Origin of the sequence: Terrilactibacillus tamarindi (genome assembly GCF_009718825.1) — a bacterium.
GTDB classification, from domain to species: Bacteria; Bacillota; Bacilli; order Bacillales; family Sporolactobacillaceae; genus Terrilactibacillus; species Terrilactibacillus tamarindi.
Genome location: NZ_WNHB01000002.1, coordinates 170,043 through 194,360, shown reverse-complemented (window position 1 = coordinate 194,360; position 24,318 = coordinate 170,043). Strand labels below are relative to the sequence as shown.

Below are 24,318 nucleotides of genomic sequence, written 5' to 3'. Positions count from 1 at the left end.
AGACAATGGTTACTTTATATTTTTAAATTGGTGGTGTAAGTAATGAAAGAAGCATGGTGGAAAAGATCAACGGTTTACCAAATTTATCCAAAAAGTTTTTATGATACAACAGGAAATGGTATCGGTGACCTACAAGGAATTATAGAAAAACTCGATTATCTGAAAGATTTAGGTGTCGATATTCTATGGTTAACACCGATCTATAAATCGCCACAAAAGGACAATGGATATGATATTAGTGATTATTATCAGATTCAAGAAGAATTTGGAACTATGGAGGATTTCGATCAATTATTAGAAAAAGCTCATGCGAAGGGCCTCAAAATTGTGATGGATATGGTGGTTAATCATACGTCTACGGAACATGAATGGTTCAAAGCTGCAAGAAAAGATAAAAATAGTCCTTATCGTGATTATTATATCTGGAAAGATAGTAAAAACGGTGGGGATGAACCTACGAATTGGCTATCTAAGTTTGGTGGATCAGCTTGGGCATATGATGAAAAAACAGAACAATACTATCTACATTTATTTGACGTAACTCAAGCGGATTTAAATTGGGAAAACGACGCAATGAAAGAAGATATCTATAAAATGATGCACTATTGGTTTGAAAAGGGTATAGATGGATTTAGATTAGATGTGATTAATCTCATTTCTAAAGATCAACGCTTCCTTGATGATGATCGAACTAAACCCCAAGCCGATGGTCGAAAATATTATACCGATGGTCCACGCATTCATGAATATATTCATGAGTTAAACAAACATGTCTTTTCGAAATACCGTTCGATGACGGTAGGTGAAATGTCTTCGACTACGATTCCTAACTGCATTGATTATACGAAACCAGAAAACCAAGAATTAGATATGATCTTCCAATTTCATCATTTGAAAGTGGACTATCCAAACGGTGAGAAGTGGGCTATGGCGGACTTTGACTTCCTAGCACTTAAGAAATTATTATCAAATTGGCAAGTCAAAATGCACGAAGGCGGCGGTTGGCAGGCTCTATTCTGGTGTAATCATGACCAGCCTCGGATCGTTTCAAGATTTGGCGATGAAGGTGAATACAGAGAACAATCAGCTAAAATGCTGGCAACGACCATCCACATGATGCAAGGAACACCGTATATCTATCAAGGTGAAGAAATCGGCATGACAAATCCCAACTTCACTTCAATAACGGATTATCGTGATGTTGAGTCCCTAAATATGTATACCATTTTACAGCAACAAGGAAAAAGCGAACAAGAAATTATCTCTATCTTAAAACAAAAATCAAGAGACAATAGTCGAACACCTATGCAATGGGACGGATCGCAAAATGGAGGATTTACAAAAGGAACACCATGGATCAATGTCTCCAATAACTTTCAAACGATTAATGTTAAGAGATCACTTCTAAACCATCAGTCAGTTTATTATCATTATAAAAAGTTAATAGATTTACGGAAGCAAATGGATATCATTACGTATGGCGATTATCAACTGTTACTTGAAGATGATCCTTCTATTTTCTCCTATGTAAGAAGGTGGAAAGGGGAAACATTGCTTGTAGTCAATAATTTCTATAATAGAACAGTAGAATTTAACTGTCCTTTGGAAATACAGAATCAAAATACTCAACAGTTGCTTAGTAATTATATCGATTCACCCAATAAGCTAGACCAAACCATCACGTTAAGACCATATGAATCCATCGTTTATTATCTTTCTAAGTGAACGCATCCATGAAGGGACTCCCACTTGTAAAGCCTGAGTGGGAGTTTTGTAATTTAAGGTTTTAAAATAGGAGGTGTTTCCTACGAAGACCATAAATATAATCTTGTTGGTAACATTCAAATTTCAAACATGTTAAAATAGAATTGGTGATATAACTATGGCGTCCAATAAATTCATGATGATTTATAATGATTTATCGAAAAAGATCCAACATAATAAGTATCAAATTGGAAGTTGCTTACCTTCAGAAAACGACTTGGCCATTAACTATGGTGTTTCTAGAGAAACGATTCGGAAAGCCCTTAATTATCTTTCGCAAAATGGTTATATTCAAAAAATCCGAGGAAAAGGATCTGTTGTTCTCGATGCAGGAAGATACGATTTTCCTGTTTCTGGTCTTGTCAGTTTTAAGGAAGTTGCGAAAAGATCGGGAAAGACGTGGTCAACCTGTGTTCATGAACTGACTTTAATCCAACCCAGTGATGAGATAAAAGATAAATTGCGAATAACGGATAAGACTTACGTTTGGAAAATTGTCCGGTCGAGAATAGTGGATGGGGAAACGATTATCTTAGATAAGGATTATATTAATCAAGATATTATTCCAACTTTAACAAAAGAGACGTGCGAAGATTCTTTGTATCAATTTATTGAAGAGGATTGCGATTTAATGATTAGCTTTGCTCGTAAAGAATTTTCAGTTGATCCTATCACTAATGAAGATAAAATCTACATGACACTAAAAAATGATCAACAAGTCGTTGTTGTTAAGAGTCAGGTTTTTCTTGATGATGCGCGTCTATTTCAATACACGGAATCAAGGCATCGACTGGATAAATTTCGATTTATCGATTTCGCAAGGAGGGAGCATCAATAAGGTATACTTTAATAGGCCAACAGGATTTTTACACAGAGTTTTAGGGAAAGTATTTTATAATAAGCTTTTCATGAGGAGGATAAAATGAAACTCATTGCGATTGATTTGGACGGAACGTTACTGACTCGCGAAAGAAAAATAAGTGAAAATAATATCAAAGCCTTAAAGGAAGCACAAAAACAAGACATTCAAATAACAATTGCAACAGGTAGAGCTTCCTTTGATGTGAATACCAAACTGCGTGAAATTGGAATGGAAGCCAATATTATTGGTACAAATGGCGCTTCGGTTCACACGCAAGATGGCCAACTTCTTTATTCAGCTAAGTTAAATAAATCAACAATTATGAAAGATATCAAATGGCTTTTAGATCAGCATTTTTACATGGGAATCTATACACAAGACATCATCTTTGTTCCGACTGATGGACTAGACTGGTTACAAGAAGAACTTGATCATTTGAAGAAACATGAAGAGAGAGCAGAAGGTTTTCAAGAAGCCACCAGACGGGAATATTATCGCACACTTGATAGTATGGATGTACTTCAAGATCCACGCATTGACATTACCAAAGTCCTCGTCTTTTCTTACGATGATGAAAAATTAGCTAAGGGGAGACATCATTTTAGCCATCAAGTAGACATTAATATGGTAACATCAGGGACAGGCAACTTTGAAATTATGGCAAATGGTGTCTCGAAGGGCCATGGTCTAAAACTATTAGCCAATCATTTAAATATTAAATTAGAGGATACGGTTGCGATTGGGGATAATTATAATGATTTATCCATGTTTGAAGTAGCTGGCGTTAGTGTTGCCATGGGAAATGCTTATCCAGAGATTAAAGAGACATGTCAAATGGTTACAAAACGTTGTGAAGAAGACGGCGTTGCTTATGCGATAAACGAACTCTTAAGAGAGAATGCCAAGAAATAGTGAGATATATCGACATTTCCCGGGAAAAGTTGATAATACGTATCAATACATACTATAATTAGGCGGGAAATGTCAACAAGCGTCGAGGAGTGAATTGAATTGACAGAAGAAAAGACAAAGAGTCGTGTGCTTGCACAGAATCGTAAAGCAAGTCATGATTATTTTATTGAAGAAACGTTTGAAGCGGGGTTAGTTCTTCAAGGTACTGAAATTAAATCCATACGTAAAGGATCCGTGAGTATTAAAGATGCGTTTGCACGTGTTGAGAATGGAGAACTCATGCTCCATAATATGCACGTCAGTCCATATGAACAAGGTAACCGATATAATCATGATCCCCTTCGAACAAGAAAATTGCTTCTTCACAAGAAACAAATCAACAAATTGATTGGTCAGACAAAGGAAGCAGGTTATGCAATTGTTCCTTTGAAAATTTATATCAAAAATGGTTTTGCAAAAATTCTTATCGGTCTAGGCAAAGGTAAGAAGAACTATGATAAACGTGAAACGTTAAAACGGAAATCAGCGCAAAGGGAAATGGATAGAGCGCTTAGAGATCGCCAAAAAATGTAAAAGAGTTGAAATTCATTTGGTTTTGTGTTAGTATATTCCTTGTGACACTTATGAAGACAAACCTTTGTGTCCTTATATCATGGGGACGTTACGGATTCGACAGGGGTAGGTTGGATTTAAGTGGCGAGTCGAGGGGGTCGGCCTCGTTAAAACGCCAAAGCCAATAACTGGCAAACAAAACAACAACCTCGCTTTAGCTGCCTAAGTAGCTTAGCGGTTCCTCCCTCCATCGCCCATGTGGTAGGGTAAGGGACTCAACTTAGTGGGATACGCCGGCTGTCCGCCTCCTGAGGACGAAGGAAGAGAACAATCAGGATAGCCATACGGAAGCCTGTCGATAGGCCGATGTATCGGCGAAATGCTAATATATCGACTACACTCGTAGAAGCTTAAATTACAATATCTTTGGACGTGGGTTCGACTCCCACCGTCTCCACCATACATAGTGGAGATTCAGGCTAGCAAAATGTGACTTAAAGCCTAAGTTTTTCTAAAATGAGAGCTTAAGCTTAAAGTGCTTTCAAGATTGAAAAAATCTAGATAAAAATGTGAATGTCAAAGGTATCTAAGGAATAATTTATATTATTCCTTAGATACCTTTTTTACATGGATAGAAATTGTCTGAGGGTAAAGAATTATTTAGATGGAATCTTCTGAAGCAAGCGAACAACTAAATGTTCCTTTTTCTATTTGAATCGTTGCATGCTCAATGTCAAATTGATCATGAAGTTCTTTATTTATTTTTTGCAGTAAGACATCATTATCTTTTATTTCTGATCTTATCAAATGTACCGTTAAGGCAGCTTCCGTTGTACTCATTCCCCAAACATGTAGATCATGCACTTCAATTACTGTTGGAATGGATTGAAGGTAATTTTTTATTTCATTCAAATTAATGCCTTCTGGCACGGCATCAAGAGCTAAATTAAATGAGTCTTTCAGCAATCCCCATGTTCCGATTAAGATAACCAATGAAATCATTAGACTCACAACAGGATCAATCCATTCCCAACCTGTCCAAAGTAAAATCATACCTGCAATGACCACACCAAGTGAAACACCAGCATCAGCTGCCATATGTAAAAAGGCACCTTTAATATTCAAATCTCCTTTTCTGCCGGACATAAATAGTAAGGCAGTAATAGCGTTTATAACAATCCCAATAACCGCCACAACGATAACGGTCATTCCTGTGACTGGTGATGGCGTGCCAAATCTTTGTATGGCTTCCCATGCAATTCCACCGATCGCTATTAAGAGAAAAATCGCATTAAATAGAGCTGCTAATATTGATGAACGTTTATACCCATAAGTTCTTTTCATTGAAGGTTTTTTATTTCCTAACCACATAGCCACCCAAGCAATAAGTAGACCCAATACATCACTTAAATTATGTCCAGCATCGGCTAATAACGCCAATGAGTTGCCAATGATACCATAAACAGCTTCAATAATAACAAATAAGGTATTTAATAGGATGCCTATAGTAAATGCCTTGTTATATGATGCAGGTGCATGATTATGTCCGTGTTCATGTCCATGATTATGTCCCATATAATCAACTCCTAATTCCTTTTTAACTTTTATTAGGGTCCTAAACAACGCTATAAGGGGATATCAATCCCCGTTCCAACCCCAACTACTAATATGTGTTGCCCTTCTTGAAATTTAATTTTTGAAAAAGCTTTTTGCCTTGCATGTGAAACCAACGATTATGCATGACCTTCTCCTAAATTAAGGATAAGAAGTTATACTTGATCTGGTTCATCTTCTTTCTCTAATATTCAATGAAAGCCCAATATACAAAGGTATGACGACATATATATTTGACTTTGGTTTTACATATTTTTAGTTTGTAAGACACGCATCGCATTTAGAACAGCTAATAATGTGACACCGACATCTGAAAAGACAGCTTCCCACATCGTCGCGATGCCAAAGGCGCCAAGCAAAAGGAAAATGGTTTTTACTCCTAAAGCAAAGAGAATGTTTTGCCATACAATGCCACGAGTTCGTTTCGCAATTTTGATAGCTGTCGCAATTTTTGAAGGCTCGTCTGTCATAATGACGACGTCAGCTGCTTCAATAGCTGCATCAGACCCTAGTCCTCCCATAGCTATACCCACATCAGCCCTGGCTAACACAGGCGTATCGTTAATCCCATCGCCAACGAAAATGAGCTTTTCCTTTGGTGATTTTTCCCGGTCTAATTTTTCTATCTCTTCCACTTTCTGATGAGGTAGTAATTCAGCGTGTATCTCATCCAAGCCAAGTTCGTTTCCTACAGCATTACCAACTGTTTTTGCATCACCGGTTAACATCACTGTTTTCTTTATACCTAAAGCTTTTAACTGTTGTATAGCTTTGGCAGCATCTTCCTTCACTTCATCTGATATAACAATATAACCCCCATATTGCCCATCTATAGCCACATGAACAAGGGTACCCACCACATCTTTTAGTTCAAATGAAATAGATTCTTTTTTCATTAATTTAGCATTACCTGCTAAAATCTCTTTTCCATCAACCTTGACTTCGATTCCATGTCCTGAAATTTCATTGTAATCTTGAATACGGTTATCATCGATCTCTTTTCCATACGCTTTACGAATCGAAAGGGCGATCGGATGATTAGAATGAACTTCTGCAAATGCCGCATATTCTAATAGTTCTTCCTTTGTTAAACTATTTGAAGGATTAATACTTGTGACCTCAAAAATCCCTTTTGTTAATGTTCCTGTTTTATCAAAAACAACAACTTTTACATCATTTAAGGCTTCGAGGTAATTACTGCCTTTAACGAGAATGCCACTTTTAGACGCTCCACCAATCCCACCGAAAAATCCAAGAGGAATGGAAACCACCAGAGCACATGGACAAGAGATCACTAAGAATACCAGTGCTCGATAGAACCAGTCAGAGAACGTTGCCCCTTGTAGAATAAGTGGTGGAATAAAGGCAAGAACGGCAGCCGTGATGACCACGACCGGTGTGTAATAACGAGCAAATTTCGTAATAAAATTTTCTGTCGGTGCTTTTCTACTGCTTGCGTTTTGTACGAGATCTAAAATTTTAGCAACAGTGGATTCACTGTATGATTTCGTCACTTCAATGGTTAAGAGCCCATTTTTATTAATGAATCCACTAAGAACATCGCTACCAACCTCGATTTCTCTTGGGACAGATTCCCCTGTTAAAGCTGATGTATCAACCATTGAGTTTCCTTCAATGACTTTTCCATCTAAAGGTACTTTTTCCCCAGGCTTAATGATAATCAGGTCCCCAACATTTACATCTTCTGGTGAGACTTTCTTCGTTTCTTGACCAACTTTGAGGTGAGCGTAGTCGGGACGTATATCCATAAGGGCACTAATCGATTTCCGTGAGCGATTGACTGCAATGCCTTGGAAGAGTTCTCCAACTTGATAAAAGAGCATAACAGCCACGCCTTCAGGAAATTGTCCGACAGCAAAAGCACCTATCGTAGCGATCGCCATTAAAAAGTTTTCATCGAAAACTTGCCCTCTAGTCATATTTCTTATCGCTCGATAGACAATGTCACCGCCGACAATGAAATAGGCAATAAGAAAGAGGCTAAGCTCTGGAATGTATGGAAGGTTTGAAAAAACCGCAACCGCAGTTAAAACACCCCCAACACCTAAACGTATTAGTAATCTTTTTATCTTGTTGTTTTCATGATCATGATTATGTTCATTATCTTGTACTTTATTATGCGTTTCTAAAGTCACATTGACCTCAGGTTCAATACGTTTAACAATTTTTTTGATATCTGCCACTAGGTCGTCTGTTTTCATCGTTCCTGTGGGTTCAATAATAAGTTTTTTAGATACAAAGTCTACAGTCGAAGATTTTATACCTGATAACAAACTTACTTCTTTTTCTATTTTGGCTGCACAATTAGCACAATCTAATCCATTTAAAGATAAGGGAGTAATCCCTGACTTCGTACCAATTTGTTTTTCTTTAACCTCGATATGAGGTTCTAATGTCTTCACGAGTTTCTTGGCTTCTGTTATGATTCCATCTTCACGACCTTGTTCTGTTTCCATTGTCAGTGTCTTTGTCATAAAGTTAACCGAACAAGCTGATATACCGTTTAGCTCACTAACGCCTTTTTCTATCTTGGCTGCACACGCTGCACAATCCAGCCCATCTAATAGAAGTTCTTTATTTATTTTCGTTTTTATAGGATCCATTTAATCTCCTCCATGTCATTTTTATTCTTTAACATGATCGAAGGCTTGCACAAAGATCTGCATGACATGTCGATCTGCCAGTGAATAATAGACGATCTTTCCTTCTTTTCTGTTCTTAACCAATTTTGCTTGTTTTAGTAAACGTAATTGGTGAGAGATGGCTGATTGTGTCATACCAAGTAAATAAGCCAGATCACAGACACACATTTCTGATTGATTGAGAGCATGAAGGATCCGGATTCTTGTGCGGTCTCCAAACAATTTAAATAACTCAGCCATATTATCTAAACTGATATCATCTGACATGTGTTCGCTTACTAGTTGAATAATATCTTTATGAATAATCGTTTGGCTACATGTTTCCTCACAATTATCTGGCACGATGTTATCTTTTATCATATAAACACCTCTCGTATAAAATAATATATGAGCAAATATTCAAATGTTATATATAATGTTATTATATATTAGTGATTATAGAATGTGAATATCAAATTATTTGAATTTATCCCGCATTAACGGCGAGTATTGACAAGGTATCGAGTGTACACGAGAATTTCAAGGTGGGGGATAACGGCTGCATGAGGTTTAGGCTTACACTCAGTGGGGATGAAGAACCCCCCACTGAGTGAAGTTTGTCATTGGCTAGTTGGGGAGATAGAGGATCACGTGAACTCACTTTAGTTGAGCCAATTTTTTTGACCCAAAGGATAATGCGATCCCCCCGATAATAAGGCAGCTATAAGAAGAGATAAATCGCCAGAGGATAAGGGTAACCAATAATTCTTGTCCATTCATTAAACTGCCAAAAAGGATTGTAAAACTATACTCTGCACCAGCTGTACCACTTGGCGTAGGCACGATACTTGAAAACATAATAATAAAGGCATGATAAGCCATAGCCAGAATTAACCCTTCATGTGAAATTCCAATTGCTTCAAATATAAAATAAGGAATGCTGAAAAAAAGAAAAAGCTGAATACTTGTTAATAGACATCCTTTTACTAAGAGCCATCTATGTTGACTCATTTTTCTGCTTTCATGATGAAAGGTATCAATTTTGTGATCGATGGTTTGTACATATTTAACCCTTTTTTCTTTTTTAATAAAAATGAATAAAGACTTCAGAATAAGGTGGGCTAGAAAATGAGCAGTTTTTTTGCTGATGGCGACAATGAGTAATCCAATAATGACAAACAAATGAAAAATAAAACCCAATAAGACTAAGTAAGACAAACGAGGAAAGTGTTTGATTAAATTGTCATAACTAAAGAATAAAATAACAATGAAGTTCACCACTAGAACAAGCTGATAGATAATAAATTTAATTAATAAAACGGAACTTGCAGAGCCGATATCTGTTCCTTTTTGTTTTAGCATATATAATTGTGCAGGTCCCCCGCCCGTTTGTAGTGGAGTTAAGGTGTTGAAAAACTGGCCAACCATCGTTATTTGCAAAGCAGAACGAAAGCGGAACCTTGGATCAATTGATTTTGTCATTTGGTAGAGGATTATTGCTTCACATAACCAATACAAAAACATGACCAGCATAGATAGGCTAATCCATACATCGTTGATCTCTTTCATACTTGTCCAGAAATCAGCTAGATTAATATGACGAAATTTAAAGTAGAAAAATAGGGCGCTGATCACGATAATAATTAGAATATGAAGGACTATATTACGGTTTTGTTTGGTCATGCTGTTGTCTCCTGTTATGCAACGTTAGATACATATCTTTCCATAGTTTGACCACTCTTTCTTCACTATAATAAGCAGCCCCGCTCTTTGATCGGTGAACAGCCTCTTTGTAGACAGCTGATTCTCCTTCTAACCGCCTAATTAAAGATACAAATTCATCTACATTAGATGCCTTTAGATAATACCCATCTAATATAGATTGATATAGATCTAGATCACGCAAGAGTATCGGGATTTGACAATTCATCGCCTCAAGTACCGTCATTGGAAAGAGTTCATTATAAGAAGGTAAAAATAACATATCAGCCATTTGGTAATAGGTATTCATTTTATCACGATCAACAATACCGATAAAGTGCACATTTTTCGGTGGATGATCATAGATTTGTTTCAATTCCTCATATCCTGCTGTGATTTTTCCAAAAGAAAAACCACCAGCCCAAATGAACGTTAGATGTGGAAGTCTTTTGGCTGTCTCAATAAAATCAAGAACGCCCTTTCGATATTGAACTTGTCCAACACCAATAACGATAAATGAATCAATAGACCATCCGTGTTCTTTACGAAGGGCTTGTTTTTCTTTTTTATCATTCACCGGATAAAATGATTTATTCGATACAAAGTTAGGAATATAGTGAATACGATCGTCTTCTATACCATAAGCGATTAATTTGGGTATAAAAGATGGATTTACCACAATTAATTCATCCATACGTTTATAAAAGAGAATGATATAACGATAAAATAATTTTTGAACAGGTTTTGGTAAAGATAAGCTGTCATCGATGGTCTCTGGAAGAAAGTGGACATACCCTATTTTGATTCCTAAGCGATGTCTTAAAAAAGTCGAGAGGAAGAATCGAAAATCAATGGTATGGTAAAGTGTAATGTCCGCCTTTCTAAATTTGTTCATTGTCATGTTGATAGACGTTAAATGTGATTGGATAACATTAACCAACTCACGGTAAGCAGAGGCAACACCTTGCCCTTTGACTTTTTCAGCTGATGAGAACATATTGAGTCTAATCATGATGCCGGCTCTCTCTTCTAAGCCATTTGCCCTTAAGTTTGGTCAACGAATGAATGGCAGTCATTCCATTGATTGTTTTTCTTAATAGGGGTTGTGCTGGGCTGAGTTCCTGATTCCGACTGTTTAAATAGATAGCCTCTATGTGTTTGCCAAATTGTTCTGCTGAAAGTGAATGAATGCGTAATTTGGCTCTATCGACGACCGAAGTCCAGTTTTGACGAGCATCTAATGTCTTTATAATAGCTTGAGCCAACTGATCATCCTCATTAAATAAAAATCCTGTCACTTGAGTCTCAATGAGGGGGGTAATACTAGAATCTTTCTTTGCGATAACAGGTATTTCGGATGCCATGGCTTCAATATAAGTGAGTCCTTGCGTTTCAGACGTCGATGCACTGACAAAGACATCACCAAGATGATAATAGGCAGGAATGTCCTTCCACTCTTTTTCTCCAACAAAAAAGACAGTATCCTCAATATGTAAAATTCGGGTCAAACGTTCAAGTTTTGAACGCGAGGGCCCATCTCCAACAATCACAAGTTTTGCTTCTCGATGATTCTTTTTAACTTCAGGCATCGCTTTTATAACGGTGTCTATATTTTTTTCTTCAGCAAGTCTACCAATAGAAAGAATCACAATATCATCTAATTTTAGGCCTATTTGTTTGCGCAGATGCCTTTGTTTTTCAACTTGATCTGCGGATGTTTGAAAAACTGAGAAGTCAATGCCTGTAGGAACAATTTCAATCTGATTTTGTACCCCATAGGTTCGTAGTTTATTAGATACTTTTTCTGAAGGAGCGATAATGGTATGCGCCTGTTTACAAAAGCGACAGGTTAATTTTTCAACTAACTTAGGTGTTATGATCCACCCATTTGCAATATAATGTAAGTAATCTTCATACATGGTATGGTACGTGTGAATGAGTGGAATGTTGCACTTTTTGGCAACGTGTTTTCCAATTAACCCCATTGAAAATTCCGTTTGTGTATGAATAACGTCTAATTGAAGGCGTTGAGCAAGTTGGGTAGCCTTAATAAACCCAGAGATAGCGAGCCGTCTCTCAGGGACAATGAGGGCTGAGAAGCTTGTAAACCGAAAAACGAATCCTTTTTCTTGTGTTAAATCAGCCTTTGAATCTGAAGAAGTAAAAATATAAACGCAATGACCCAATTTTTCTAATTCTTTCTTAAGAATCATGATTGAAGTCGATACCCCACTGACTTGTGGATAATACGTGTCTGTAAAAATACCAATATTCATAAAACAACCTTCTTTCCATTGAAAGATGAATGGTCATATATATTCTGGTTAAACAATAAAGTGAAGCTTCCATCAGTGGGGGTTATCTTCATCCCCCACTGATGGTTAGCTGAACCAATCGGGCCTTTACGGGCAGTTGATCCCCCCTATCTTCCTTGAATACTCAGAATCTTGAGGTGGGGGTCTTTACTTGCCCGTTAAGGCGGGATAAAAGATAAGAGGACTCAAGAATATATTTATTAATATGAACAAGTAAATAGTATGTTGATTTATTTTTATTTGTAAAGTTAACAAATGAACAGTCGTTGATATCATTATATATGAAATAAATGTAAGAACATACTTTCAAGGAATGAACCTAAGAAAAATTAAATATGTATGAATTCATTTTATTTATAGAATGTCAGTCATTTCCTAAATATGAATGTAAAGATGTCTTTAGAGACGATGACTTAAACAGGCAGATATTTAAATAATATCATTTATTGTTGCGGGGTCAAAGAAAACGTTTGCAAATGGATGGAGTAGCTCTTGAAAAGTTTAAACAAACGTTTGATTAGTCATCATAAACCTAGAAAACGTATTGAGATTGTAGAAGAAAAAATAAAATAATCGATGTGTTATCAAAAAAAGCCAGCCACATATTAAAATGGTCCTATAATGGCATTTTATAGTGTGATGGCTTTTTTCATTGATTCATATCAAATTAATGTATTACTTTGAAACAAAACTTGTTTTCGCTTTTGAATCATTTTTCGTAGAGTCTTTGTCTTTTAGTATAGTTTGAACTAATGCTAGTTGCTTATTCACTTTTTCAGCATACGTGAAATCACCATAACAGTAAGGCTCCCGAAAGGTATCACGAATTCCACAGGTATACGTATTAGGCGACTTTTCGACTTTCATCTTAGAATATGATTTGGCTAGCGTTTCTTTATGTTCCTGGCCTCGTTCTGCTACATAAGATATATAGCCAGGTCCCATATTATAACTTTGGATAATGGTATCTAAGTCAACATGCTTTTGTTTACCAAACTTATACATTTCAGAAAAATGATAGACACCTTGTTTTATACTAGTTTCAGGATTTTTGATTTGATTTCTTTTTAATCCGGCTGATTCCGATGCCTGCATGGGATCGCTTCCTTCTCCTTTACTTTCCTGTAACATAATGGCAAGAAGTAGAGGTGTATACGATTTTAATCCATAACTGTTCAATTCTTGTGAAATAGTTGGTTCATATTTAAGAAGTTGATTTTGGCTTACTGGTTCATGGCCAGGTAGGAGTGAGAGGATTCGATTTGGGCCTATTAGGGACCACATAAATACTATGCATACAGCGAATAGAAAGATCAGGCTTTGTAAAACATAGCGACCTTTACGTACTTTGTAGTTTTTATGTTTTTTAGACGATATAAACACCACCTTGCAACCAGCTTTTTTCCGGTCAGTAACAAAAAGTTGACCATTATAAATGATATATCGATTTGGAAAATAAATAAAGAGGTTTTGACTGATTTTAGGAATATAATAAGTTCTTAATATAAAAGTCATCATCTTGTTAGAAACAAATTGATTTGTCATTTATGATAGAATAGAATCTAGTGTAGAGATACCATTTATTAAAATGATAAAGGAGAAGTGTCATGGGAAAAGTTCTTGTTTTTGGACATAAAAATCCAGATACGGATACAATTTGTTCAGCTATAGCATATGCTCATTTAAAACAACAATTAGGTCTCGATGTCGAGCCTGTGCGTTTAGGAGAAGTTAATGGCGAAACGTTATTTGCTTTAGATACGTTTAAAGTCGCCACTCCTCGATTTGTAGAAAAAGTGGCTAGTGAAGTGGATGAAGTTATCTTAGTCGATCATAATGAACGTCAACAAAGCGCCGACGATATTAACGAAGTTCGTGTATTAGAAGTGATTGATCATCACCGTATTGCTAATTTTGAGACAAGCGATCCTTTATATTATCGTGCAGAACCAGTTGGTTGTACAGCGACAATCTTGAACAAGTTATATAAAGAACAGGGTGTTGAAATAACGAAACCTATAGCGGGGCTTATGCTTTCAGCGATTATTTCAGACTCGTTATTATTCAAATCACCTACATGCACCGAAGAAGACGTACAAGCAGCAAAAGAATTGGCGGCTATTGCAGAAGTTGAGCCTAAAGAATATGGTTTAGATATGTTAAAAGCAGGGGCCGATCTCAGCAGTAAACCAACGGACGAATGGATTAAACTTGATGCAAAAGAATTCAAAATGGGTGATCACAAAGTCGAAATCGCTCAAGTGAACACGGTAGATACAGCAGATATTCTTTCACGTCAAGCTGAACTCGAAGATGTCATTGGCAATGCGGTAAAAGAAAAAGGTCTTGATCTCTTTTTGTTTGCCATTACGGATATTTTAACGAATGACTCAACGGCTCTAGTCCTTGGTAAAGAAGCACAAGCAGTTGAAAAGGCTTATGACGTTAAATTAGACCAAAACCTTGCCGTCCTAAAAGGTGTTGTCTCACGTAAAAAACAAATTGTTCCTGTATTAACAAATGTTTTAAAATAATGAGGATGTGTCATCATTTTGGCCTAGGAGAATCTTATCTCCTAGGTTTTTTATTGTTATAACTCTCTTCATCCATTCGTTATTAGACCGTAATATCAGCTCCTAGAACTCCAATAATTTGATTGTTCTCTTTAATTGGAACGGATAGGGTGACGCAATTTCTCTTAGTTAAAACAGAAATATAGGGATCAGAGACATAACGTCTTCCATTCATGGCCTCTTTAAACCAAGAACGTGCTTTTGCATTAACTAGGGCTGCGGGCGGATTTGAAAAAATAAACGTGCCGTCTGAACGATTCGACCAGATCGGCTTTTGGAGTATGTGGTGGATTAACTTTTGTCTAAGCCGGCACAAAAAAACACGTTCATCAAAATGAACGTGCAGTTGATTTACCTTATTCTTGTTTTCTTTACGATCGGCGTTGGTATTTTTCGTTCTTTAAAAGAAGTACTAAACAGATCATTCTCTACAGAAAATCGCGGCCGATGCTTGGTTTCTTCATAGATTTTCCCGATATATTCACCAATGAGCCCTACACTAATAAGGAGAAGCCCGCCTAAGAACCATAATGAGATCATAATGGAGGTCCATCCTGAATCAGCATGGCCAAAGAATTTGGCAAACAAGGCATAGACGCCAAAGAGACTACTTAAGAAAAAGGCCATAATGCCAACGGTCATAATTAAACGAATCGGCACAATGCTAAAAGACGTAATGCCATTAAAAGCGAACGATAGCATTTTTTTAAGAGGATACTTTGTTTCACCTGCCATGCGCTCTTTTCGATCATATAGAACTTCAGTTGAAGTTAGACCAAGAAGAGGGATAATGCCACGTAAGAACATGTTTTGTTCACCGTAACGCGAGAGTTCTTTTAGAGCCTTTTTGCTAAGTAGACGAAAGTCTGCATGGTTGTAGACCATTTTAATACCGAGCTTCGTCATAAAACGATAAAATCCTTGTGCTGTGTTTCGTTTGAAGAAGGAATCGGTTTTCCTGCTTCTTCGTACACCATAAACAATATCATATCCCTCTTGATAACGTTCGATAAATGTCCGTATAACTTGAATATCATCTTGAAGATCTGCGTCGATTGTAATAATGCAGTCTGAATATTTACCAGCCACTTGCAGTCCAGCTAATAGGGCATTTTGATGCCCAAAATTACGTGTCAACTTCAACCCCGTAAAGTAGGTCGACTTTTTGATCAAAGCTTCTATGAGAGCCCAAGTGTGGTCACGGCTTCCATCGTCAATGAATAGTATCTTACTATCTGGCTGAATCAGATTATCTTTAATTAATGAGGTAAGGACTCTCATCAGCTGAGTTGATGTGTCTTGTAGAACTTCTTCCTCATTGCAACAAGGGACTGCGATGGTTAATAATGGTTTATTCATAGTATGTTAACCTCCTATTCTGGATGAACCTGATACAAATAAATTTTCCAAGCTGTGGATGAGGCTGCATCGTGAAACGTTTTTAATAAACTAAGATTATTTTGCTTTGCATTTAAAATAGGGACTGATGATAGGACATAGCGCCCTCCCATACGCCATAAGGCTCTCGAATTCAATTCCAAGTGTTTAACTTTCTTTTTCGAATAACTTCTGTAATCGTATTTTTTACCTAACTCGGATGAAAAAAGATAGACACGATTACCCCAAGTATCATAGTATTTTTTCAATGATGCTTTTTTATCTAGCTCACTCGCTATAATTTGTCTAAATTCATATTTGTAGCTTAGTGGATAGTAGTTGTTATACGAATCTAACGTATAGAACCCATTATATTGAGCGATGGATGGGTGAAGCCCAAGACTAATGACGCGATAGGACGACGGGTTTTTTCCTATGTATTTTTTAATGTCTTGAAATTGGTTCACGGCGAAAAATTGTTTCACTGTTGGTTGATTTTTGTATAAAAAAGCATCATTGAAATAAAAGAGAACTCCCAACTGAGCGATGAGGAGGAGGACAACAAGTTGTCGTCCAAACCTTCCCATTTTCCACAGTATTCCCAATCCCATCGCAAAACTTACATAAATAACTAATGGTCTAAGAAAATGAAATCGTGCAAAGTTAAAAGTTCTTAAGAAGGTAATGTTTTCTTTAATGGGTCTCCAACCTTTAAAAAACCAAAAGGCATACCAAGTTGATAAAGCAAAATTGAGTATAAATAAAAGGATGAAGCTTTTTTCTTCTTTCCATTTTTTATTGATAATAATGAGCCCGAGAATGATCAATGTTAAAGGCAAGATAATAAAGGTATGCATGGTTAAGTCATGTGTATGCCCAATGATGAAATTTTTAAACGTTAATCGTACAGTACTCGCTAAGCTCAAGCGTGAAGAGACAAACTCCTGACGACTATTAGGGACACCTTTAATGACGAGTGAAGACATAAGGCGATAGCCAACAATGAGATAAAGAGCCGTCATCAAACAAAGACTTCCAAAGAACGGAATATTAAATCGTTTTTTAGTGATCAAATCATAGAGCCATAGTATCCCTATAGCGGTTAAAAAGAAGAAGAAACCAAGCACAAAACTAGAATAAAAGGGAAGTAAAATAAGGGTGATCCAATGTTTCCACGTCCCTTTTCCTGAACGAATGCTTAAAAAGGCCCATAAAGCGAGTGGCATCCCTAGTGTACTGAGCATACCTGATGGCCAAAATGGTGTTAAAGCAAAGCAAACGGAGACCAAGGCATTAATCATGAGCCATTTTTTATCTTTTAGGACATGTGTCTTTAGAAGTAGATACATCCCGATAAAAGCAAAGACACGCGTTAAGGTTTGACTGATTGCGTAGGCCACCATTGTTGGAAACAAGACATATAACCAAACAATGAGACTAAATTCCGATTCTAATGCCCCGCGCGGCAAGTTTCCATTCATAATTTGTGGAATGGTAGCATCTAATGGGCCAAAGAGTTGACCACTGTTAATAAGTGTTTTATACCAAGCTACATTGGAATCTAAATTATCATGAACTCGAACGTGCGTATTTTCACCGAATATGTACAAAGGTAATAGATAGATTGCAATAATACAAAAGGATATTAGTAAAATAATTTTTTCATTATTTGCTAATTTAGATAAGAACCGATTACTCAAACCCCTTAACACCTACTTTTAAGAAATAGACAACATTTATATAGGAAAAATATGGACTTAATACATAGCATATCCAATATAAAAAATTGTTTTTATGCTTAATATAGGAAAAAATAATGAAATATATACTCTAGATTTCTTTTGAATTTATAAAAAGAACACCTAAACTTAAAAATACAACCATTTGAAACCGTTTAATAAAGTTAAATTTGACAGTAATCGTAACATCATGAAAAGGGTATTGAAAATCAGAGTGAAATGGAGTATTTTCTATACATACGGTATGTGAAACAAATCACATAAACCAGATCTCAGATTAATTTATGATAGATCACATGACTAACACAATATAGATGGTACATTTAGTTGAAATGTATTTGATCCTGAATTATTCATAGTTTGACTTTTGAACGGACAATTCAACCGTTTATTATCAAAAATAAAGTTAATTTACAAAAACCAATTTCAAAAATAGATAAACTCGAAAGTTAATTCTAACTCCTACACTTAGGTAGTCCATTTAATACCAAACGGTCAAAAAAAGGCATACTACACCCGTATAGTGGGCATTGTAGTTCGTTTCATATTGATCACCACAGGTGGTGAAATTGGCCGAATCTAAATCAAAAACAAAGTGAACGCTTGGCTTAATGGTTGAATACGGTCATTTAACCTCTGATTAACTTGTTGAAGCAACTTCATCGTCTTATTTAAACGTGACAAGAAAGGCTGAGAAGCTAATCGATCCTTATTAAGAATCGTGGTGAACATCGGTTCATGCTTTAACTCATCGGCATGGTCATCCGTATGATAACCAGTAATGTGATGATAACCTTATGGATGACAACCTCATGATTGGGGTGATTCCGGTGATTAACTTCATCATTGACTTGAAGGGTTTCATGGGACTTACTTAAACCAATCTGTTCATCAAATTCCTTATAGAGGTTGTTCACCAAATGAGAAGCTACGAATCTTGGAGGCCACTTGTTTTTCTGGTCCTCAAAACGGCGCCGCTCTTAGCCCTCCGACGCCCAGGACGGGCTAGTACTGGCGTTCTGGCAGGATGCCAGCGTACTTAGCCAGTAACCCTTCTAATTTGTTCCATTACACATTTCATTATGGAGTCCTCCTTGAATTTTGTTTGTGTGGTTACTTATACGATATTAAAGGAAGGGCTCCTTTTAATTTATTAAATGAAAAGCCACAGATTGGTTTATTATTGATTTGGTAGAGTTTCTTAGTATTTATGTATGAATAATCTAGGGTCGATATTAATTAGTTTCATATGTGAAAATAATCACAAAGTAATATTTTTGCTATCAAATGTGAAAAAATTCACAAAGTTATATTTTACTATCAAACGTGAAATAATTCACAAAAATGAAAAGGGGAAATAAAATGCATGAATCGTTAGAAAAAGCAGTTCAATCCGCAGTGCTCAAAAAAAATATTCTTGATTCTTCGTTGTTACAATATATTGTTCGGGCTAGTCTAGCAGGTGTGTTCATAGGTCTTGCCATTGTTCTATGTTTCAAAATAGGAGACAGTTTTAACGTTGTTCAATCACCAGCAACCACCCTTATGAGCGGTATTTTCTTTGGTATTGCCCTTATTCTTATCGTTTATGGTGGTGGAGAACTATTTACAGGAAATACGATGTTTTTTACCATTAGTACATTGAAAAAAGAAACACAAATTCGTGATTTAATAAAAAACTGGGTATTTTGTTTTGGAGGAAATGCCATAGGTGCTGTTCTATTTGCACTCGTCTTTTCGAGAACTGGGATCTTTGATCAATTGGCATCCAATCATCTTTTGTTTGAAGTTGTTAACAAAAAAATGTATCTCCCAGTTGATCAATTATTTGTTCGTGCCATATTCTGTAACTGGCTCGTTTGTTTAGCAATCTGGATTCCAATGCGATTAAAAGGTGATGCAGCTAAACTTATTGCCATCATTTTACTCGTATTTACTTTCTTTGCATCGGGTTATGAACACTCTATTGCTAACCTATCCTTATTCTCATTGGCGTTATCTATTGCTCATCCAACGTCTATCACATTACAAGGTGCTCTTTATAATATTCTCCCAGTCACGTTAGGTAATATTTTGGGTGGAGGATTATTTGTAGGTGCAGTGTATTACTACCTCGCAAAAGGAGAAACGTTGGCAGCTAAGAAACAAGCAGAGGCATTGGCGAGTGACGTTGTTGAAGATCACACAAAAAAAGAAACTCAACCAGAACTTACCCCAGAACTTCTTTTACAAAAATAATCTTAAACCTTGCGAAAATACCACAATGATAGGATCTGTGGTATTTTTTTACGTTTTCTATGAAAAAAGCTGCAAGAGATATTAACTATGAAAAGTGTTATGATTATTTTGATATATTTTTAAGAGTCGTGGAATTTGACTAATAATTAGGAGGAAATTTAGATGATATCGACAGAAATCACTGTTAGGTTTAATGATTGTGATTCGTTGGGACATGTCAATAATGCCGTGTATTATACCTATTTTGAAGAGGGGAAAAGGGCTATATTTGAATTGTTTAATCCAAATTTAAATTTTGACGAGTGGAATATTATTGTTGCTTCAACTCATTGTGACTATATTCAAGAAATAAAATATGGAGAAACAGTGACTGTATTAACATGGATTGGTAGACTAGGTCGTTCAAGTTTTGATGCTGAACATGCCATCATAGATAAAAATGGTGAATGTCGTGCTCGTGGACGTGTGACGTTACTTGGTTTTGATTTTATAAGTAGGGAGTCGGTACCATTATCTGATTCAATACGTCAACATTTAGAAAAGCATATGGACCAACCCAAAAATGTACCTGACTTACGATCGATTAAGTAAATATATAGTGGTTGAATGCTTATTTTTCAAAGTTCTCTAGAGTACAAATAAAAATACGACTTAAGTTGTATGTTGAATTAAATCGACAGTTGCATACGTCATTTAACTCTATTATAGATAATGATGAAGTAATGATTCTCACGTTTAGTTAAATAATATGAAACTTTTTTAGGAGGAGAAACGTAATGAGATGAGTAAAAGTGAATACATAGCTATATTAATATGTTCGTTACCAACATTTTAGTTGTTAATATGAAAATTTAGATTCTATTACCGAGGTGAAGAGATTGAAGTCTATTATTAATTTTTCGACAAAGAATAAGTATGCCCTTTGGCTACTCACCATTATTGTAGTGGTTGCTGGATTATATTCTGGTTCTAAGATGAAGATGGAAACCATGCCAAATATGAGTTTTCCAGTCCTTACAATAACCACGATGTATCCTGGAGGAACACCAACAGACATTAATGATAAAATTACGACACCCATCGAACAGAGGATCAGTCATTTATCAGGGGTTGAAAATGTAAGCTCTACAACGAATGCCAATGTCTCGTCCATCCAAGTCGAATATAACTACGACAAAGACATGGATAAAGCCGTTACAGAAGTAAAAGAAGCTGTTGATAAAATCGATTTACCAGATAATGTGGAGACGCCAAATGTCTCTAAAATTAATTTTAATGCTTTTCCTGTTTTAAGTGTCAGTGTTTCTAATGAAAATGCATCACTTTCAGAATTGACGTCTAAAGTAGAAGATGATTTGGTCCCTACTCTTGAAGGCATAGATGGAATCTCAACGGTTACCGTTTCAGGTCAAGAGCAACGTCAGATTCTTTTAACTTTCGACGATAAGAAATTAAAACACTATGGTTTAACTCAAGATACAGTGACCAACATGATTAAGGGGGCCAATGTATCCATGCCGCTTGGTTTGTATACCATTGGAAATCAAGAACAATCGGTCGCTGTAAATGGAGACATTAAAACGCTCCATGATTTAGAAAATATTGAAATACCTGTACAAAGCCAAATGCAACAGAGTGCAGGCCAAGGTCAAATGCAAGGACAAGCTGCGCCGCAAACTCAAGTAAAACCTGCACAATTACCAACAATTACACTAAAAGATGTGGCGAAACTTCAACTTGATAAAAAAGCGGAATCCATTTCCCGAACAAATGGACAAGAGTCTATCGGTGTATCTATAGTGAAAGCAGATGATGCCAACACAGTAGATGTCGTGAAAGAAGCCAATGCGAAGTTAAAGAAATTCAGCAAAGACAATAATGGCATTCACACCGTTAATATGTATGATCAGGCAAAACCAATCCAAGATTCGGTTAAAACAATGATTGAAAAGGCCATACTTGGTGCCATTTTTGCCGTTATTATTATCATGTTGTTCTTGAGAAATATTCGATCAACGATTATTTCCATCTTTTCGATTCCATTATCCCTTTTAATGGCACTCATCGTTCTCAAACAAATGGATGTCACATTAAACATCATGACACTCGGTGCGATGACGGTAGCCATTGGCCGTGTTGTGGATGACTCTATTGTGGTTATCGAGAACATTTACAGGCGATTAACCTTATCAACTGAGAAACTTAAAGGCACGGAATTAATCCGTGAAGCCACACGCGAGATGTTCATCCCAATTATGTCATCGACCATCGTAACGATTGCCGTGTTCCTGCCTATGGCCTTAGTGAGTGGTGTTGTTGGACAAATATTTTTGCCATTTGCCTTAACAATTGTGTGTTCACTGCTTGCCTCTTTACTTGTTGCCATAACGATCGTTCCAATGTTAGCTGATTCATTATTTAAAAATGGGGTAAAAAAAGCCAAAGAACATAAAGAAATAGGAAAGTTATCGTCATTCTATAAACGTGTTTTAAATGGCGCTTTAAATCATAAGCTGATCACTTTTGGGATTGCAGTTTTAGCTCTTGTTGGAAGTTTGTTTTTAGTCCCTAAGATTGGTTTTAGTTTCTTAGCATCAGATTCAGAAAAAATGTTGACGATCACCTATAGCCCTAATCCAGGTCAACGTTTAAGCGATGTTGAAGCTGTTGCTTTAAAAGCCGAGAAATACCTAGAAGATAATAAACACATGACAAAAATGCAGTATTCAGTCGGTGGAGAAAATCCAATGAATCCTGCAGCTTCTAATCAAGCCTTATTCTATGTAATGTATGAGAAAGATACCCCTAACTTCGATAAATTAGCTGATAAAACCATGAAAGATCTTGCTAAGATATCCAATAAAGGCAAATGGGGTCAAGAAGACATGGGTGGGGGCACGAGCGGAAGCAACAATACGTTAACGCTCTATGTCTACGGCGATTCCATGGAACAAATTAAGCCAATTGTGAAGCAAGTCGAATCAAAAATGAAACAGCAAAAGAACCTGACAAATATTGATTCGAGTCTCACACAAGCCTATAGTCAATTTAATCTTGTCGTGGATAAAGATAAACTAAGTCAATTAGGTTTAACAGCCGGGCAGGTTGCGGGGGCCTTGGCAAATACAGGAGAGAGCCAGACATTAACAACGATTAAACAAAATGGTAAAGAACTTAATGTCTACGTTAAAAACGCTAAATCATCCTATAAAGATATTGATGATGTGATGGCTAAAACATTGACATCACCACTTGGCAGGGAAGTACCAATAAAGGATGTTGTAAAAGTAGAAAAAGGAAAAACAGCGAATTCATTAACGAAACGTAATGGTAAATTTAGTGCGCAAGTATCTGCCAAAGTGACATCGGCTGATGTGAGCCAAGCGACAAGCGACTTGAAAGCAAAAGTAGATAAAATCAAAACACCGAATCAAGCAAGTATTTCATTTGGCGGTGTCACAGAGCAAATGAATGAATCGTTTTCACAATTAGGGATGGCCATTTTAGCTGCTATAGCCATTGTCTACTTTGTCCTTGTTGTCACTTTTGGTGGCGGACTTGCACCATTCGCCATTCTCTTCTCCTTACCGTTCACTATAATCGGTGGTTTATTAGCTCTCTTTATCTCAGGTGAAACCATTAGTGTATCGGCTATGATCGGTGTACTCATGTTGATCGGTATTGTCGTAACAAACGCGATTGTATTAATTGATCGAGTCATTCATATGGAGAAGGCAGGTTTATCAACAAGAGAAGCCTTACTAGAAGCTGGTGCGACACGTTTACGTCCGATCTTAATGACAGCCATTGCAACCATTGGTGCACTCATTCCACTTGCCATTGGAGCAGAAGGAAGTGGCGGACTTATATCCAAAGGACTTGGTGTGACGGTTATCGGTGGTATCACGAGTTCAACATTACTCACACTTGTCGTCGTCCCTATTGTCTATGAATTTTTAATGAAAATGAGTCATCGTAAAGGTAAGAAAAAGAAAGCTATTGAAGAATAAAAATGAGGAGGCTGACGTT

General features: G+C 36.5%; 19 protein-coding genes, 1 other RNA gene and 1 pseudogene. 9 read left to right on the top strand and 12 right to left on the bottom strand.

Annotated elements, in window-relative coordinates; genetic code table 11:
- The first annotated feature begins 42 nt into the window (after positions 1–42).
- From treC to ssrA, 5 genes are all read left to right on the top strand, one after another.
- Positions 43–1,725 carry an alpha,alpha-phosphotrehalase gene (gene treC / locus GMB86_RS02060; protein ID WP_155216319.1) on the top strand — a complete coding sequence of 561 codons (1,683 nt, stop codon included), beginning with the start codon at positions 43–45 and terminating at the stop codon, positions 1,723–1,725.
- A 157-nt stretch (positions 1,726–1,882) separates the two neighbouring features.
- A complete protein-coding gene (treR, locus tag GMB86_RS02055; protein ID WP_155216317.1) occupies positions 1,883–2,602 on the top strand; it encodes a trehalose operon repressor in 720 nt (239 codons plus the stop codon).
- An 84-nt stretch (positions 2,603–2,686) separates the two neighbouring features.
- Positions 2,687–3,538 (top strand): Cof-type HAD-IIB family hydrolase, encoded by an 852-nt coding sequence (locus GMB86_RS02050; protein ID WP_155216315.1) that lies wholly within the window; start codon positions 2,687–2,689, stop codon positions 3,536–3,538.
- Between the two features lie 99 nt (positions 3,539–3,637).
- Positions 3,638–4,111, top strand: coding sequence for an SsrA-binding protein SmpB (smpB, locus tag GMB86_RS02045; RefSeq protein WP_155216313.1), 474 nt, complete (start codon positions 3,638–3,640; stop codon positions 4,109–4,111).
- Between the two features lie 81 nt (positions 4,112–4,192).
- Positions 4,193–4,550, top strand: a transfer-messenger RNA (tmRNA) gene (gene ssrA / locus GMB86_RS02040).
- 200 nt (positions 4,551–4,750) lie between these two features.
- Here ssrA and GMB86_RS02035 read toward each other — a convergent pair.
- From GMB86_RS02035 to GMB86_RS02005, 7 genes are all read right to left on the bottom strand, one after another.
- A complete protein-coding gene (locus GMB86_RS02035; RefSeq protein WP_155216311.1) occupies positions 4,751–5,665 on the bottom strand; it encodes a cation diffusion facilitator family transporter in 915 nt (304 codons plus the stop codon).
- A gap of 284 nt (positions 5,666–5,949) precedes the next feature.
- A complete protein-coding gene (locus GMB86_RS02030) occupies positions 5,950–8,328 on the bottom strand; it encodes a heavy metal translocating P-type ATPase (RefSeq protein ID WP_155216309.1) in 2,379 nt (792 codons plus the stop codon).
- Positions 8,329–8,349: 21 nt separating this feature from the next.
- On the bottom strand, positions 8,350–8,727 hold the full coding sequence (locus GMB86_RS02025) for an ArsR/SmtB family transcription factor (protein ID WP_155216307.1): 378 nt from the start codon (positions 8,725–8,727) through the stop codon (positions 8,350–8,352).
- Positions 8,728–9,003: 276 nt separating this feature from the next.
- Entirely contained in the window at positions 9,004–10,029 is a 1,026-nt protein-coding gene (locus GMB86_RS02020; RefSeq protein ID WP_155216305.1) for a lysylphosphatidylglycerol synthase transmembrane domain-containing protein, read from the bottom strand.
- Positions 10,010–11,059, bottom strand: coding sequence for a glycosyltransferase family 4 protein (locus GMB86_RS02015; protein WP_155216303.1), 1,050 nt, complete (start codon positions 11,057–11,059; stop codon positions 10,010–10,012). The genes GMB86_RS02020 and GMB86_RS02015 overlap by 20 nt, the downstream gene beginning before the upstream one ends.
- A complete protein-coding gene (locus tag GMB86_RS02010) occupies positions 11,052–12,323 on the bottom strand; it encodes a glycosyltransferase family 4 protein (protein WP_155216301.1) in 1,272 nt (423 codons plus the stop codon). The genes GMB86_RS02015 and GMB86_RS02010 overlap by 8 nt, the downstream gene beginning before the upstream one ends.
- Before the next feature lie 714 nt (positions 12,324–13,037).
- On the bottom strand, positions 13,038–13,907 hold the full coding sequence (locus GMB86_RS02005; protein WP_408033821.1) for a lysozyme family protein: 870 nt from the start codon (positions 13,905–13,907) through the stop codon (positions 13,038–13,040).
- A 62-nt stretch (positions 13,908–13,969) separates the two neighbouring features.
- On the opposite strand from GMB86_RS02005, the gene GMB86_RS02000 reads away from it, so the two are divergent.
- On the top strand, positions 13,970–14,896 hold the full coding sequence (locus GMB86_RS02000) for a manganese-dependent inorganic pyrophosphatase (protein ID WP_155216299.1): 927 nt from the start codon (positions 13,970–13,972) through the stop codon (positions 14,894–14,896).
- Positions 14,897–14,978: 82 nt separating this feature from the next.
- Here the strand turns inward: GMB86_RS02000 and GMB86_RS01995 are convergent.
- From GMB86_RS01995 to GMB86_RS15435, 5 genes and pseudogenes are all read right to left on the bottom strand, one after another.
- Positions 14,979–15,203: pseudogene (locus GMB86_RS01995) on the bottom strand (cache domain-containing protein); the annotation flags it as partial.
- An 83-nt stretch (positions 15,204–15,286) separates the two neighbouring features.
- A complete protein-coding gene (locus GMB86_RS01990) occupies positions 15,287–16,294 on the bottom strand; it encodes a glycosyltransferase family 2 protein (protein WP_155216295.1) in 1,008 nt (335 codons plus the stop codon).
- 14 nt (positions 16,295–16,308) lie between these two features.
- Positions 16,309–18,012 carry a DUF6044 family protein gene (locus tag GMB86_RS01985; RefSeq protein ID WP_155216293.1) on the bottom strand — a complete coding sequence of 568 codons (1,704 nt, stop codon included), beginning with the start codon at positions 18,010–18,012 and terminating at the stop codon, positions 16,309–16,311.
- Between the two features lie 618 nt (positions 18,013–18,630).
- On the bottom strand, positions 18,631–18,783 hold the full coding sequence (locus GMB86_RS01980; protein WP_230458953.1) for a hypothetical protein: 153 nt from the start codon (positions 18,781–18,783) through the stop codon (positions 18,631–18,633).
- A gap of 11 nt (positions 18,784–18,794) precedes the next feature.
- Positions 18,795–18,968, bottom strand: coding sequence for a hypothetical protein (locus GMB86_RS15435; protein WP_196220095.1), 174 nt, complete (start codon positions 18,966–18,968; stop codon positions 18,795–18,797).
- Between the two features lie 445 nt (positions 18,969–19,413).
- Between GMB86_RS15435 and GMB86_RS01975 the strand changes: the two genes are divergently transcribed.
- The 3 genes from GMB86_RS01975 (at position 19,414) to GMB86_RS01965 (ending at position 24,299) form a co-directional block, all read left to right on the top strand.
- Positions 19,414–20,289 (top strand): formate/nitrite transporter family protein, encoded by an 876-nt coding sequence (locus GMB86_RS01975; RefSeq protein WP_155216291.1) that lies wholly within the window; start codon positions 19,414–19,416, stop codon positions 20,287–20,289.
- 162 nt (positions 20,290–20,451) lie between these two features.
- Positions 20,452–20,880: an acyl-CoA thioesterase gene (locus GMB86_RS01970; protein ID WP_155216289.1), complete on the top strand. Its 429-nt coding sequence runs from the start codon at positions 20,452–20,454 to the stop codon at positions 20,878–20,880.
- Positions 20,881–21,167: 287 nt separating this feature from the next.
- Positions 21,168–24,299 carry an efflux RND transporter permease subunit gene (locus GMB86_RS01965; RefSeq protein WP_155216287.1) on the top strand — a complete coding sequence of 1,044 codons (3,132 nt, stop codon included), beginning with the start codon at positions 21,168–21,170 and terminating at the stop codon, positions 24,297–24,299.
- Positions 24,300–24,318: the final 19 nt, after the last annotated feature.